Below are 13,529 nucleotides of genomic sequence, written 5' to 3' on the forward strand. Positions count from 1 at the left end.
CGTGGACCGGACCTACCCGAACCCGCCCCTCGGTGCCGGACGACCCGATGGCCGTGGGTCGTCCGGCGATCAGCAGCGTTTAGCCGCTGAGGGAGCCGAGCAGGTTGGTGAGCGAGCTGCCCGAGGAGGTGCCCTGGGTGACGGTCACATTCACCGGCCCGGGCTCGGGGGTCGCGGCGGACAGGTAGCCGATGGCGACCCAGAGTGAGTGCGCGCCAACGGTGTTCGGGGTCCAGTTCACCGAGATCTGCTGGTGCGCGCTGGTGGTGAAGCCGTCGGCGATCTTGACCCGGTTGCTCGGGTCGTTGTTGACGTTGTCGTAGACGCTGTAGCTGGCGCCGGTGAACTGGCTGCCGTCGAAGGACAGCTGGTAGGTCTGGCCCGTCTGGTAGGCGGAGCCGGACAGGGTGAGGCCGTTGTTGGTGATGTCGGCGGCCGCGAACGGAGCGGCCAGCGCGACAGTGGCGGTCAGGGCTGCGATGCCCGCCGTGACCGCGCCGATGCGGTGGGCCTTGGTGTTCTTCATAATCCGAAACGTTATCCGTTCAGATCGGTCCCCAACAAGACCGAAAACTAGGGTCTGGCATCGCCGGGAGTGAGCACTGCCGCGGTTACTGCGGACCCGTGTGCAGTCGCCACAGCGGGGACACCGGGCCGTGGCCCGCGCCCAGATCGTAGGAGGCCTCGAGACAGCGGAAGGTCCACTCCTTGGCGAAGGCCACCGCGTCCGGCACCGAATAGCCGTGTGCGAGCGCGCAGGTGGTGGCGGCCGCGAGGGTGTCGCCGCCGCCGTGGTCATTGCCGGTGGTCAGGCGCGGGGCGGGGAGCTCGTGGAAGGTGTCGCCGTCGAAGAGCAGATCGGTGCTCATATCGGAGGTGCGCAGGTGCCCGCCCTTGACGATGGCCCACTGCGCGCCGAGTGCGTGCAGCGCCTCGGCGGCCTTGCGGGCGGTGACCTCGTCGACGACCTCGATGCCGGTGAGCAGTCGCACCTCGTCGAGATTGGGGGTGACGAGGGTGGCGAGCGGAATGAGCGTGTGCCGCAGCGCGTCCAGGGCTTCGGCGTGCAGCAGTGGATCGCCGTGCATGGAGGCCGCGACCGGGTCCACCACCAGCGGAATGCCGCCATTGCGGCCGATGCCGACCTCCTGGCAGACCGCCGCGACCGCCTCGATGATGGCGGTGGAGGCCAGCATGCCGGTTTTGGCGGCGCCGATGCCGATATCGCCGACCACGGTGCGCACCTGGCCCGCCACGATCTCCGGCGGGATCTCGTGGAAACCGCTGACGCCCAGCGTGTTCTGCACGGTGACCGCGGCGACCGCCACGCACGCATGGACGCCGCACAGCGCCATGGTGCGGGAGTCGGCCTGAATGCCGGCGCCGCCGCCGGAGTCGGTGCCCGCGATGGTGAGTGCGCGGACGGGTGTCTGCCCGTTGGGGGAGAGCGGCAGGAGTTTCACGACACCGACCCTACTTTTCTCGCGACCCGGCGTGGGAGACCCCACCCTGTCACTGTTAATGAAAACCATTATCATTATTCGATGACTTCAGACCGAGAACCCGCCAAGCTGCCCGTGACCGTGCTCTCCGGCTTCTTGGGCGCGGGTAAGACGACCCTGCTCAACCACATCCTGGCCAATCGCGAGGGCCGCCGGGTGGCGGTCATCGTCAATGACATGAGCGAGGTGAATATCGACGCGGCGCTGGTCGCCGGCCAGGGGCATCTGGACCGCACGCAGGAGAAGCTCGTCGAGCTCACCAACGGCTGCATCTGCTGCACCCTGCGCGAGGACCTCATCGAATCGGTGGGTCGGCTGGCCCGCGAGGGCCGTTTCGATCAGCTGATCATCGAATCCACCGGCATCTCCGAACCCATGCCGGTGGCCGCCACCTTCGAATGGGAATTCGAGGACGGTTTCACCCTCGGCGAGCTGGCCCGGCTCGACACCATGGTGACCGTGGTGGACGCCTCCACCTTCCTCTCCGAGGTGGTGCAGGGGCAGGCGCTCGCGGAGCGGAATCTGCAAGCGGGCGAAGGGGATGCGCGCACGATTGCCGATCTGCTGGTGGATCAGGTCGAGTTCGCGAACGTCCTGGTGCTCAACAAGACCGATCTGGTGAGCGCGAAAGCCGTTGGCACCGTGGAGGCTACGATCCGGCGGCTGAATCCGGCCGCGCGCATCGTGCACGCCTCGCACGGTGTGGTGGACTTGGCCGAGGTGCTCGGCACCGGTCTCTACAACCCGGATATCGCCGCCCAGTTCGAGGGCTGGGACTCCGAGCTCGCGGGCGGGCATACCCCGGAGACCGAGGAATACGGGATCAGCAGCATCACCTTCACCGCCGATCGGCCGTTCCATCCCGAACGCCTGGATGCCGCTCTGGCGCAACTGCATCGGCTGTTGCGCAGCAAGGGCTTCTTCTGGCTCGCCAGCCGGCCGGATATGGCGGCCATCTGGTCGCAAGCCGGGCCCAATCTGACTTTCGAGGCGGGGGCGTACTGGTCCGCACTGGAGATGCAGCCCGGTCAGGAAATCGTTTTCATCGGGGTGAAGCTGGATCGCCCGCATGTGCGGGACCTGCTCTACTCCGCACTGCTCACCGACGCCGAAATGGAATCCGGGCGGCAGGCCTGGCTGGGCTTCCGCGATCCCTTTCCGTCCTGGGGCGCGGCCCACGAGCACGCCTGAGACGCGTCAGCGCCCGCACTCCGATCACGGAATGCGGGCCGCTGCTGCGAGATTCAGCTCAGCTGGGCGAAGAACTGCCGGATATCGGCGATCAAAACCTCGGGTGCCTCGTGTGCGGCGTAGTGCCCGGCCGCGTCATTGGCACCGGTGGAATCCGGGCTCACGTCGTAGGCGTGCCAGCTCACGATGTTCTTGTGATCGCGATCGGCGAAGCGCCGGATGGACTGGAAATCACCCTTGAACATGGCCAGCGCCGTCGGCGTGGTGGTCGGTTCGGTCGGCTGCTCGGTGGCGTGCTGGTCCTCGTAGTAGAAGCGGATCGAGGACCCCGAGGTGCCGGTCAGCCAGTAGATCGCCACATTGCCGATCACGAATTCATTGTCGAGGCTCTCGCCGAAAAGCTGTGCGTTCCAGCCCAGCAATCCGATCGGCGAATCCGCGAGTGCGAAGGCCAGGGTCTGCGGCTGCTGACCGTGCAGTGAGCTGAAGGCCATCTTGTTCTCGTAGAACCACTGCAGCTGCTGCAGTCCGGCCAGATCCTCCTCGGACAGGTCCGCCATCTCGGCGGGATCGCCGGAGGGGAACGAGAACAGTTGTGTCACATGGACTCCGATGACCTGCTCCGGGGCGATGCGCCCCATTTCGGGTGCGACGAACGAGCCGCCATCATTGCCGATGGTCCCGAATCGGTTGTACCCCAGTCGATTCATGAGTTCCACCCAGGCACGGGCGGTGCGGAAGCGGTTCCAGCCGGTGCTGCGGGTCGGTCCGGAGAAGCCGAAGCCGGGCAGCGACGGAATGACCACGTGGAAGGCCGGATCCGCGGCGGATTCGGGTGCGGTGAGCGGTGCGATGACATCCAGGTACTCCAGGATCGAACCCGGCCAGCCGTGGGTCAGGATGACCGGCGTGGCATCCGGGCGCTCGGAGCGGATGTGCAGGAAGTGGATGTCCTCACCGTCGATCTCGGTGGTGAACTGCGGGTAGGCGTTCAACTTCGCCTCCAGGGCCCGCCAGTCGAAGCTCTGCGCCCAGTACTCGGCCAGCCCGCGAATGCGGTCGTTCGGGACGCCGTACGCATCGGCGACGCCGGGGAGCTCGTTCGGCCACAGCGCCCGGTGCAGTCGATCGGCCAGATCGTCGAGCTGGGCCTGGGGGACGTCGATGCGGAAGGGGCGGATGGCGGTCATGATGTTCTCCTTGTTGGAACGGAATGTTTCGTTCTGTTTCAAACCATAGCGGAACGGATCATTCCGTTCAAGTGGTATTCTCGATTCATGCCCGAATCAGTCGAAGTCCCAGCTCAGCGCGCCCTGCCGGGCCGCAAGGCGCAGGCCGCCCGCAATGACGAGCTCATCCTGGCCGCCGCCCGCGATGTCTTCCTCGCCGAACCCAAGGCCCCCATCTCGGCGGTGGCCGAGCGCGCGGGAGTGGGTATCAGCGCGCTCTACCGCCGCTACCCCAGTAAGGAGGATCTGCTGCGGACCCTCTGCTACGACGGGTTGCGCCGCTACAACACCGAAGCCGAAGCGGCGCTGACCGATCCGGACGGCTGGCACGGGTTCGTCGGCTTCCTGGAACGTGTCGTGGATGCCGATGTGCACTCGCTGACAACACATTTGGCCGGCACCTTCACGCCCGACGAGTCGATCGTCCCGGACGTCATGCGCTCCGCCGAGCTGAACGACGAGATCCTGCGCCGCGCCCGCGAATCCGGCAGGCTGCGCAAGGATGTCACCACCCCGGACCTGGGCCTGATCCTCGAATCCTGTGCCGCCATCACACTTCCCGACCCGCACCGCGCCGCCCAGCTGCGCCGCCGCGTCCTGGCGCTGCTCATCGACGGTCTGACCGGTGTCGGAGATCTGCCGGGTCCACCCCCGGCCCCGAACGAATTCGCACACCGCTGGCAACCACCCGGCCGCTGATTCCGGCGACTCGCCGCCCGAATCTTTAGTCCCGCGTAGCGTTTGCGGTCTCGTCTTCGACACATAAGCCGTACCCCCGTTATCGACCACAGGAGTTTCGATGCGCTGGTTCCGCTCATTGCTCGCAGTTCCGTTCGCCGCCGGCGCCCTGCTCGCCGTGGCCGCACCGGCCCAGGCCGATCCCGTCACCACTTTCACGCCCGCCTATACGATCGGCGGCGGGGCCTTCCCCTGCGCCGGTCAGATCGTGGCGTTCCACGACCCGCAGAACACCTTCTACGGCAAGCAAACCGTGTGGGTGCGAGCCGATTTCACCTATCTGCCCGTGCTGACCGGCGGTTGCGGCGCGACCGCGATCCTCAGCTGGAAGAACCTCGACAGCGGAGCGAGCGGCACCTTCCCGCCGGTCCCGCTCGGTGACGACACCCCCTTCGGCCCCACCGATGCGCTCTGGGTTCCGGAAACCCTTCCGACCGGCCCCGGTCGTGTCCAGGTCACCATCGACACCAACTTCCCGCACATTGCCGGTGGCGGCACCTACTACTCGCCCGAGTAGTGGCGCGATCCCTCATCAGAACCGGCCGGTAACAGCACCTGGGTAAGGTGCGGCGGGTAGCGCAGGTGAGAGGACAGCATGAATCAGGATCCGGCGGGGATGCCGCCACAGCAGCAACCGGTTCATTCGGCGCGGGACGCGTATCCCGCGCCGCCGCTGCCGCCGGGCGCCTATCCACCCGGTCCGCCGGTGTACGGCCCCGGGCCGGGATTTCCGCCGCCGGGTCCGCCGCGCCGATCGGTGCCGAAGTGGCTGCTGGTGGCCATTCCCGCGGTGGTCGTGGCGCTTGTTGTGCTCGTGGTCGCGGCGGTCGTCTACTCGAAGAAGTCCGAGGAGACGGGCACCGCACTGCCCATGACGACGTCGGCCGCCGCGTCGGCCCCTGAATCGGCTCCTGATTCCACTACCGCACAGGCTGCACCTGCCGGAGGCGCACTACCGGCTCCCGGAACGAAACCCGATGCGGTGAGTTGTGTCTACCGGACGAAGGCCGGGCCGCAGCAGGGGCAGGCGCAAATGCCGAAAACCGATGGTGTTCCGGCGAATGCGAGTTCCTCGGTGACGCAGTATGTGATGGCCACCGGGCAGGGGAGTGTCGGGCTTAGTCTCAACAGTGCCGAATCACCCTGCACCGTCAATAGTTTCAGCAGTCTGGCGGCGCAGCACTACTTCGACGGCACACACTGCCACCGGTTGACCACCGCCGACGATCTGAAGGTGCTGCAGTGCGGCGATCCGACGGGCACCGGAATGGGCGGTCCCGGATACGAATTCGATGACGAGTATCCGACCGACACCTTCGGCTCGACCGATGCCGCGGCGGCCTCCGGACCGGTGCTGTATCCGCGCGGCACGCTCGCCATGGCGAATGCCGGCCCAGGCACGAACGGCAGTCAGTTCTTCCTCGTCTACGGCGATTCGCAATTGCCGCCCTCCTACACCGTTTTCGGGACCATCGACCCGGCCGGGCTCGCGGTGCTCGACAAGATCGCGGCCGGTGGGACGGACGAGAAAATGGGCCCGGGCGACGGCAGTCCGAAGCTTCCCGTCGATGTGAGCTCGATTCAGGCGCAGTAGATGGAACTGCGTCAATTGCGGTACTTCGTGACGGTGGCCGAGGAATTGCACTTCGGGCGGGCCGCCGAGCGATTGCATATTGCGCAGCCGGCGGTCAGCCAGCAGGTGCAGCGGCTGGAGCGGGATCTGAAAGTGCAACTGCTGGAACGCTCTCCGCGCCGGGTGCGATTGACCGAGGCGGGATTGCGGTTCCTGCCGGGGGCGCGCGCCGTGCTGGCCGCCGCCGATCAAGCGCGGGCTTCGGTGGCGGATCTGGCAGGCGGGCGTGCGGAGGTCTTCCGTCTCGGCACCGTGACCGGGCTCGGGGAGCGGTTGGACGCGCTGCTGGAGGGTTTCGCCGAGCGGGCGCCGCAGATGCGGGTCGAATTGGTGGCGCTGCCGGTGCAGGAGCGGATCAAGCAGGTGGCCGACGGGCGATTGGACGCCGCGTTCGTGCGGTCGCCGCAGGACAGTCCGGAGCTGGATCTGCTTCCCGCCTGGGATGATCCGCTCGTGGTGGCCTTGCCCGCCCGGCATGCGCTGGCCGCGCAGGAGGCGGTCAGCCTTGCCGATCTGGTCTCGCTCCCGATCCGGCTGATCGAGCGGCGCGAGCATCCGGCGCTGGTGGATCTGGTGCTTTCGGCTTGTCAGCGTGCCGGTTTCGAGCCCGTCCCGTTGCCCTCGCCCGCCTCCAGCACCTTGCAGGACACCATGGCCGCGGTGGGCGCCGGCGCACCGATGTGGACCGTCGTCTACGCGTCGAACGCTCGCCTGGTGCACAACCCGAGGGTGGCGTTCCGGCCGTTCGCGGAGGCGGGCATGTCGCTGCCCATCGGATTGGCGGTGCGGTCTGGCGCCGCGTCGCCGCAGTTGAATCTGCTGGTCAGGCTGATTTCCGAGAGTGAGCAGGTGGGTTCGGAAGCACGATAAGGATTGCTTATCGCTGCGTGAACGGACTGGCCATTGGTCGCGGCCTCGTGCTGCGGTGAACTGTTCTCAGGCCGCCGGAAGAACCGGAAATCGGACGGGGCCAATCGAATTCAGCACATCGCAGAGGAGAGCAGTCATGCCCATCGTCACCATTCAGCAGGGTCCCCGCACCGTCGAACTCAAGCGTGAGCTGGTGCGCCGGGTGACCGACGCTTTTGTCGACGCGCTGCAGATTCCCGCCGAGGCCGTGCAGGTGTGGATCCAGGAGGTCCCGACCGACAGCTGGGCCATCGGGGGAACGCTCACCGCCGACAAGAAATAGGTTGTGCGACAACAACGTCGGGGAGCACTCTCCGGCGCGGACGAACCGGGCGTGCACAACTCGGCTATGAACCGAGTAGTGCACGCCCAGTGCGTATTACGTGTGTTCTAGGAGACGACCGGCAGATAGACCTGATTGCCCGTCGAGGCGAATTCGGCCGACTTCTCGGCCATACCGGCCTCGATGGCCGCCACATCGGTGAGCCCCTGCTTCTCGGCATATTCGCGGACATCCGCGGAAATGCGCATGGAGCAGAACTTCGGGCCGCACATGGAGCAGAAGTGCGCGGTCTTGGCGGGCTCCGCGGGCATGGTCTCGTCGTGGTACTCCCGGGCCGTATCCGGATCCAGGGAGAGCGCGAACTGATCGTGCCAGCGGAATTCGAAGCGCGCCTTGGACAGTGCGTCGTCGCGGTCCTGGGCGTGCGGGTGCTGCTTGGACAGATCGGCGGCATGGGCGGCGATCTTGTAGGTGATCACGCCGACCTTGACGTCGTCCCGGTTGGGCAGGCCCAGATGCTCCTTGGGCGTGACGTAGCAGAGCATGGCGGTGCCTGCCTGCGCGATGATGGCCGCGCCGATGGCCGAGGTGATGTGGTCGTAGGCGGGCGCGATATCGGTCGCCAGCGGGCCGAGCGTGTAGAAGGGGGCCTCCTCGCAGAGTTCCTCCTCCAGCCGCACGTTCTCCACGATCTTATGCATGGGAACGTGGCCGGGGCCCTCGATCATCACCTGCACGCCATAGGATTTCGCGATTTTGGTGAGCTCGCCGAGGGTGCGCAGTTCGGCGAACTGGGCCTCGTCATTGGCGTCCGCGACCGAACCCGGGCGCAGGCCGTCACCGAGCGAGAAGGTGATGTCGTACTTGGCCAGAATCTCGCAGAGTTCGCGGAAGTTGGTGTACAGGAACGATTCCTGATGATGCGCCAGACACCACGCCGCCATGATCGAACCGCCGCGCGAGACGATCCCGGTGACGCGCTTGGCGGTGAGCGGCACATAGCGCAGCAGCACACCCGCGTGCACGGTCATATAGTCGACGCCCTGCTCGGCCTGCTCGATGACGGTGTCGCGGTACAGCTCCCAGGTGAGCTGGGTGGGATCGCCGTTCACCTTCTCCAGCGCCTGGTAGATCGGCACGGTGCCGACCGGGACGGGGGAGTTGCGCAGAATCCACTCGCGGGTTTCGTGAATGTTCTTGCCGGTGGACAGATCCATGATGTTGTCGGCGCCCCAGCGGGTGGCCCACACCATCTTCTCCACCTCCTCGGCGATGGAGGAGCTCACGGCCGAGTTGCCGATATTGGCGTTGATCTTCACCAGGAACTTCTTGCCGATGATCATCGGCTCGGATTCGGGGTGATTGTGGTTGGCCGGGATCACGGCGCGACCGGCGGCGACCTCATCGCGTACCAGCTCGGCGGCAACGCCTTCGCGGGCCGCGATGAAGTGCATCTCCGGGGTGATGATGCCCGCGCGCGCCCAGGCCAGCTGGGTGCGCGGACCCGGAACATCGGGCTTGGTCCAGGTGTCGCGGACCTTGGGCAGCCCGGCCTGCAGATCGATCACGGCATTGTCGTCGGTGTACGGCCCCGAGGTGTCGTAGACGTCGAACTTCTCGCCATTGGTGAGGTTGATGCGCCGCACCGGAATCCGCAGCGTCGTGCCATCGGCCTCGACCTGCTCGTAATGCTTGACGCTGCCCTGAATGGGTCCGGTTGTCACGGTATCGACTACGGCGGAACCGCCCTTGGGCACGACAGACTTCGATGACATGTGAATCCTCCCTACGCCGGCATTACCCGGTCAGGTTCATACGGTCGACGGCCCTGCTCCGCCCGAATGGGCTAGCCGTCCTCTCAGCCCGCTGGTGCGAGCCCCCGTTGGCATGATTACCGTGGCCGACCTTACCGGGTTGCCGGAGTACGCGGACTCGGACAATCACACAGAACTGTCCGCGCAGGTGACACGCGGGAACTGGGCGGCCACACGAGCGGCCGCCCAGCGGGTCAGTGCTCCTGCGGGCCGATGGGCCAGCCCAGTGCGCCGAAGGTGGCGTTCAGGCTGATCTCGGTCTGGGTCGCCAGGGCGTCCAGATTGCCGAGCATGGTGACCACATTGTCGGTGCGGCAGCCGACCGGATCGGGTGCGCCGGGTGCGAAGCGGCCCTTGATCCAGTTGAAGGCGTCCGCCATGCCGAGGGTGGTGAGGGTCAGGTGTTCGCTGAGATGGTCGCGCTTGTAGTAGACCGAGGTGCCGCCGTCGCACCACTGCTGCACCATGCGATCGTTGGTGTACCAGGGCACGGCCTCGTCGTAGACGCCCTGGTAGACCATGGTCGGCGCGGTGGGCGGATTGCTGCCCAGCACAGTCGAATCGAAGACCTCCTTGACCTCCGGCAGTGCCAGGAAGTCGGCGATGGGAATGGTCAGCATGCGCTGGTAGTCGGTGAACATGAGGGTGAGCGCATTGCGCGGCAGGCACTGGCCGGCGGTGCGATCCATGATCGCCCGGCCCTCCGGTGTCATATAGCGGTCGACGGCGTCCGCGAACTTCGGATAGGCATTGCGCAGTGAGGCGATGCCGACGCCGATGAGCGCGGCGAACATCGAACCATTCACGTGCAGAAGCGATTCCACGTCCGAGACGGGCGCCCCCATGGCGATGCCCTTGATATTCAGCTCGGGTGCGTAGGTCGGCTGCATCTCGGCGGCCCAGCCGCTGCCCATGCCGCCGCCGGAGTAACCCCACAGTGCGACAGGGGTATTGACACCGTCCAGGCCGAGCGGGGAGAAGCTTTCCGCCGCGCGCACGCTGTCCAGAATCATGTAGCCGGGTTCCTTGGCGACCGCGAGGTGCCCGTAAATCCCTTCGTAGTCGGGAACATTGATGGCATAGCCCTGGCTGATCGAGGCCGCCAGCTCCAGGTACTCGACCGTGGAGTGGATGCCCTCCAGCGCGGGCAGTCCGCCGCCCTGCTGCAGGACATACGACGGCGCGCAGTTCGGTGAGGTGCTGTCGTAGAAGAACTGATGCGATACCAGCGGGCGGCCGTGCGAGGTATCGGCGCCCTCCGGTATCGCGACGGTGGTGGCCGCGACCGCGGGCTGTCCGTTCAGATCGGTTGTGCGATAAAGCAATTGCCAGGAGCGAATGTGCACCGGCAATACGGTGAGCACCGCCAGCTGCACTTCGCGAGAGCGCAGGATGGTGCCCGGTGCGGTCGATTCGAAACCGTCTGGCGCACTGTAGAACTGGTCGACATTCACCGGTTCCGGCTGTGCGGCGGCCGGTGCCGTGGCCGCGCCCCCCAGCAGTACCGCGATGGATGCCGTCATTGCCGTCGAGAGCGCGGCCGCGGTAAACCGCCGCCACCCCCTCTGCCGGCGATCCCCATTGATAGCCACGTCTGTTCCCTTCCTCATCGACGTGACGACGATTACAACACGGCACCGTGTTGTCAACAAGATGTCTTTCTGAAACACTCCCGGCTATCGTCATGGCATGACCCGCAGCAAACCGGCCGCGGCGCCAGACCGGACCCCTGTGCGCCGCCGGATCCGCGGCCTCGACGCGGACGAGCGCAGTGCGCAAAGGCGCCGGCAACTGCTCGCCGCCGCCACCGAACTCTTTGCTCGGCAAAGCTATTCGGGAACGTCGATCGAGCAGATCTGTCAGCAGGCCTACGTCGGCACCAAAGGCTTCTACGACCACTTCGACAGCAAGGAGGCGTGCTATACGGCACTGCTGGAACAGATCACCGCACAGATCCAGCAGCGGGTCGCGGAAACCGCCGCCGACACCGAGGGGCAGGACTGGCCCGACCGCCTGCGCGCCCTCACCACCGCCTTCGTGCACGCCATCGCCGACGACCCCCGCCTCGCCAAGGTCACCTTCGGCGAAGCAGGCGGAATCTCCCCGGCTGTAGAAGCCAAACGCCGCAGCAACCGCCGCTGGGCCGCCGCCTTCCTCAACCAGCAATGGCCACACCAGGATTCGCTCACCGACCGCCAGGGCCTGGCCCTCTGCCTGGCCACCATCGGCGGCATGTTCGAACTGGTCGCCGACTGGCTGCACCATCACGACGATGGTGGAGAAGCCGACGCCGTCGAGACACTGACGGAGGACCTGACGCGATTCATCGCGGTGGTCGACAACGGTCGGCGGGGCGAGCGGTAAAGACAAAAGACGCCTGGACAAGAAGGACGAAAACGAAAGGCGCAGAACGGAAAGCGGCAAAAGGTGAAGATCGGATATTCTGAATATCCTTATATCACAACGTAATTCGCCTTTCGAGGTCTGTTTTCTGGAGGTAGAATAGAGGCATGGAATCAGGGGGAGAATCCGCAATCGCGACCGGTGCGCAAGCACTGGCCGCCGCGGTCGATTCCCTCACCACCCTGCCGTTGATTCCGGTGTCCGACACCGACATTGTGGCGTTGATGCAGCAGATCGAGACCTGCACTCGCCGGTTGGCGTCGGTGCAGCGGGATCTGATCGTGCAAGCCTGCGCCCGGTCGCTGCCCGCTCTCAACGGGTCGGGTAGCCCGGCGTTGTATTTGCAATCGGTGCTGCACATTTCGCACGGGGACGCGATCAACCGGTGGCGCACCGCGGAGGATCTCGCGGTGTGGCATCGCGTCGGTGACGAGCCTGACCCGGCCCCGGTGCTGCCGAACGCCGCCCAAGCCCTCGATGAGGGGGCGATCTCCCTCGATCATGTGCGGGTCATCCGGCAGGTGATGAACCGGTTGCCCGGCAAGGTCGCTCCCGAGGCACGTGCCTACGCCGAACAACAACTCGCCCGGCAGGCCCGTGCCTTGGATCCGACGCATTTGCCGCGTATTGGGGAGATGATCCTGGGCTACCTGGACCCCGACGGCAAGTTGACCGAGGACGTTGACCGGCAGAACCGGCGCAGTGCGGTTCTGAGCCCGCAACGCTACGACCTGATGTCCACCCTCACCGTCGAGCTCACCCCCGACGCGCGTGCGGCTTTCGATGCGGTCATGGCGAAGCTGGCGCGTCCGGGTATGTGCAACCCCGCGGACAAGGAAAGCCCGTGGGCTGAGGATGAGGACAACCCGGTGCCGCGGGATGTGCTGGAGGCGTGCGCGGCACGTGACGAGCGCTCGAAGGCCCAACGCCAGCACGACGCCCTCATGGCCGTGTTGCACCCGGATTTCAACCCCGCCAAGCTCGGTTCCCATCGTGGCCTGCCGGTGTCGACGATCCTGACGATGAGCATCGAGGACGTCGAACGTGTTTCCGGGGTGGCCACCACCGCCACCGGGGGCATCGTGCCGGTCCCCGACGCGGTGAAGTTGGCCGCACGCCGGTCCAAGACATACGTGCTCGTCAAGGACAAGAACGGGATGCCGTTGCACATCGGGGAAGCCCGGTTGGCGAACCCGGCACAGCGGCTGGCGTTGATCGCCACCGAACGTGGCTGCACGCGCCCGGGTTGCAGCGCTCCGGCGAGTATGGCGGCGGCTCATCATGTGACCGAGTTCAGCAAGGGCGGCCCCACTGATATCGAGAACCTGACCTTGGCGTGCGATCACTGCCACGCTCTGGTCAAGGACGGGCCACGCGGGTGGAAGACGATCAAGCTCGGTGCGGATTCGGACTTCCCGGGTCGGACGGCGTGGATCGCTCCGGCGCATGTGGATCCGTCTCGGACTCCGCGGGTCAATCACTTGCATCATCCGGCTGAGTTGTTGACTGAGGTTCCGCCATCGGTGAGCCCCCGCAGCTACTGCAATCCGGCGCGCCCGCAACCGGTTCAGGACCGCTCGATCCGCCGGACCTCCACGCCCCCGGCGCGACAATAGGTTCCCCCGCCCCTGGTGTCACCGACAGGTTGATCCTGTCGGTGCTAAAGGTCGTTGCCGGACATGGGTTTTCGGGTTCTTGTTCTCGATCCCTATGTTCCAGGCGTCCTTAGTCTTTTCGGCTCTTGTCTTTTCGTGTTGTGTCTCTGAAACCGGACCACAGCCGGTCGACCCCGCTGGTACCGCAGGTATCTCCTTGGCCCGGAAGGTA

At 66.0% G+C, this 13,529-nt stretch carries 13 protein-coding genes and 1 riboswitch; of the genes, 8 read left to right on the forward strand and 5 right to left on the reverse strand.

Going from position 1 to position 13,529, the window contains the following annotated elements:
- Positions 1-79 precede the first annotated feature (79 nt).
- Positions 80-526 carry a hypothetical protein gene (locus ABZX86_RS37405; RefSeq protein ID WP_355130734.1) on the reverse strand — a complete coding sequence of 149 codons (447 nt, stop codon included), beginning with the start codon at positions 524-526 and terminating at the stop codon, positions 80-82.
- A gap of 85 nt (positions 527-611) precedes the next feature.
- The gene (thiD, locus tag ABZX86_RS37410) at positions 612-1,463 is read right to left on the reverse strand and encodes a bifunctional hydroxymethylpyrimidine kinase/phosphomethylpyrimidine kinase (RefSeq protein ID WP_355130736.1); all 852 of its coding nucleotides are present in this window, start codon (positions 1,461-1,463) and stop codon (positions 612-614) included.
- 81 nt (positions 1,464-1,544) lie between these two features.
- Between thiD and ABZX86_RS37415 the strand changes: the two genes are divergently transcribed.
- Complete coding sequence (locus ABZX86_RS37415; protein ID WP_355130738.1) at positions 1,545-2,693, forward strand: GTP-binding protein; 1,149 nt, start codon at positions 1,545-1,547, stop codon at positions 2,691-2,693.
- 53 nt (positions 2,694-2,746) lie between these two features.
- On the opposite strand, the gene ABZX86_RS37420 is transcribed toward ABZX86_RS37415, so the two are convergent.
- Complete coding sequence (locus ABZX86_RS37420; RefSeq protein ID WP_355130740.1) at positions 2,747-3,883, reverse strand: epoxide hydrolase; 1,137 nt, start codon at positions 3,881-3,883, stop codon at positions 2,747-2,749.
- A gap of 87 nt (positions 3,884-3,970) precedes the next feature.
- On the opposite strand from ABZX86_RS37420, the gene ABZX86_RS37425 reads away from it, so the two are divergent.
- The 5 genes from ABZX86_RS37425 to dmpI all read left to right on the forward strand — a co-directional run bounded on the left by ABZX86_RS37425 (position 3,971) and on the right by dmpI (position 7,485).
- Positions 3,971-4,621, forward strand: a complete 651-nt coding sequence (locus ABZX86_RS37425; protein WP_355130742.1) for a TetR/AcrR family transcriptional regulator — start codon at positions 3,971-3,973, stop codon at positions 4,619-4,621.
- A gap of 100 nt (positions 4,622-4,721) precedes the next feature.
- On the forward strand, positions 4,722-5,177 hold the full coding sequence (locus tag ABZX86_RS37430; RefSeq protein WP_355130744.1) for a hypothetical protein: 456 nt from the start codon (positions 4,722-4,724) through the stop codon (positions 5,175-5,177).
- 78 nt (positions 5,178-5,255) lie between these two features.
- Positions 5,256-6,254, forward strand: coding sequence for a peptidylprolyl isomerase (locus tag ABZX86_RS37435; protein ID WP_355130746.1), 999 nt, complete (start codon positions 5,256-5,258; stop codon positions 6,252-6,254).
- Complete coding sequence (locus tag ABZX86_RS37440) at positions 6,255-7,163, forward strand: LysR substrate-binding domain-containing protein (protein WP_355130748.1); 909 nt, start codon at positions 6,255-6,257, stop codon at positions 7,161-7,163.
- A gap of 55 nt (positions 7,164-7,218) precedes the next feature.
- Positions 7,219-7,485: a 4-oxalocrotonate tautomerase DmpI gene (gene dmpI, locus ABZX86_RS37445; RefSeq protein ID WP_355130750.1), complete on the forward strand. Its 267-nt coding sequence runs from the start codon at positions 7,219-7,221 to the stop codon at positions 7,483-7,485.
- Between the two features lie 107 nt (positions 7,486-7,592).
- Here the strand turns inward: dmpI and thiC are convergent, their stop codons facing one another.
- Positions 7,593-9,260, reverse strand: coding sequence for a phosphomethylpyrimidine synthase ThiC (gene thiC, locus ABZX86_RS37450; protein ID WP_355130752.1), 1,668 nt, complete (start codon positions 9,258-9,260; stop codon positions 7,593-7,595).
- Positions 9,252-9,378: riboswitch (TPP riboswitch) on the reverse strand. It overlaps the preceding gene by 9 nt.
- Positions 9,379-9,493: 115 nt before the next feature.
- Positions 9,494-10,822, reverse strand: coding sequence for a lipase family protein (locus tag ABZX86_RS37455; RefSeq protein ID WP_355130754.1), 1,329 nt, complete (start codon positions 10,820-10,822; stop codon positions 9,494-9,496).
- A gap of 166 nt (positions 10,823-10,988) precedes the next feature.
- Between ABZX86_RS37455 and ABZX86_RS37460 the strand changes: the two genes are divergently transcribed.
- Both ABZX86_RS37460 and ABZX86_RS37465 read left to right on the forward strand, forming a co-directional pair.
- Positions 10,989-11,663 carry a TetR/AcrR family transcriptional regulator gene (locus ABZX86_RS37460; protein WP_355130756.1) on the forward strand — a complete coding sequence of 225 codons (675 nt, stop codon included), beginning with the start codon at positions 10,989-10,991 and terminating at the stop codon, positions 11,661-11,663.
- Between the two features lie 146 nt (positions 11,664-11,809).
- A complete protein-coding gene (locus ABZX86_RS37465) occupies positions 11,810-13,318 on the forward strand; it encodes a DUF222 domain-containing protein (protein WP_355130758.1) in 1,509 nt (502 codons plus the stop codon).
- Positions 13,319-13,529: the final 211 nt, after the last annotated feature.

Origin of the sequence: Nocardia sp. NPDC006630, from assembly GCF_040611495.1 — a bacterium.
In the GTDB taxonomy this organism is placed as follows: Bacteria; Actinomycetota; Actinomycetes; order Mycobacteriales; family Mycobacteriaceae; genus Nocardia.

What these genes read in the sequence shown, in the direction of transcription:
- ABZX86_RS37455 (WP_355130754.1), bottom strand. Translation starts at nt 10,822, where the DNA reads ATGACGGCATCCATCGCGGTACTGCTGGGGGGCGCGGCCACGGCACCG.
- thiC (WP_355130752.1), bottom strand. Translation starts at nt 9,260, where the DNA reads ATGTCATCGAAGTCTGTCGTGCCCAAGGGCGGTTCCGCCGTAGTCGAT.
- ABZX86_RS37415 (WP_355130738.1), top strand. Translation starts at nt 1,545, where the DNA reads ATGACTTCAGACCGAGAACCCGCCAAGCTGCCCGTGACCGTGCTCTCC.
- ABZX86_RS37420 (WP_355130740.1), bottom strand. Translation starts at nt 3,883, where the DNA reads ATGACCGCCATCCGCCCCTTCCGCATCGACGTCCCCCAGGCCCAGCTC.
- ABZX86_RS37430 (WP_355130744.1), top strand. Translation starts at nt 4,722, where the DNA reads ATGCGCTGGTTCCGCTCATTGCTCGCAGTTCCGTTCGCCGCCGGCGCC.
- ABZX86_RS37435 (WP_355130746.1), top strand. Translation starts at nt 5,256, where the DNA reads ATGAATCAGGATCCGGCGGGGATGCCGCCACAGCAGCAACCGGTTCAT.
- ABZX86_RS37460 (WP_355130756.1), top strand. Translation starts at nt 10,989, where the DNA reads ATGACCCGCAGCAAACCGGCCGCGGCGCCAGACCGGACCCCTGTGCGC.
- ABZX86_RS37405 (WP_355130734.1), bottom strand. Translation starts at nt 526, where the DNA reads ATGAAGAACACCAAGGCCCACCGCATCGGCGCGGTCACGGCGGGCATC.
- ABZX86_RS37425 (WP_355130742.1), top strand. Translation starts at nt 3,971, where the DNA reads ATGCCCGAATCAGTCGAAGTCCCAGCTCAGCGCGCCCTGCCGGGCCGC.
- ABZX86_RS37465 (WP_355130758.1), top strand. Translation starts at nt 11,810, where the DNA reads ATGGAATCAGGGGGAGAATCCGCAATCGCGACCGGTGCGCAAGCACTG.
- ABZX86_RS37440 (WP_355130748.1), top strand. Translation starts at nt 6,255, where the DNA reads ATGGAACTGCGTCAATTGCGGTACTTCGTGACGGTGGCCGAGGAATTG.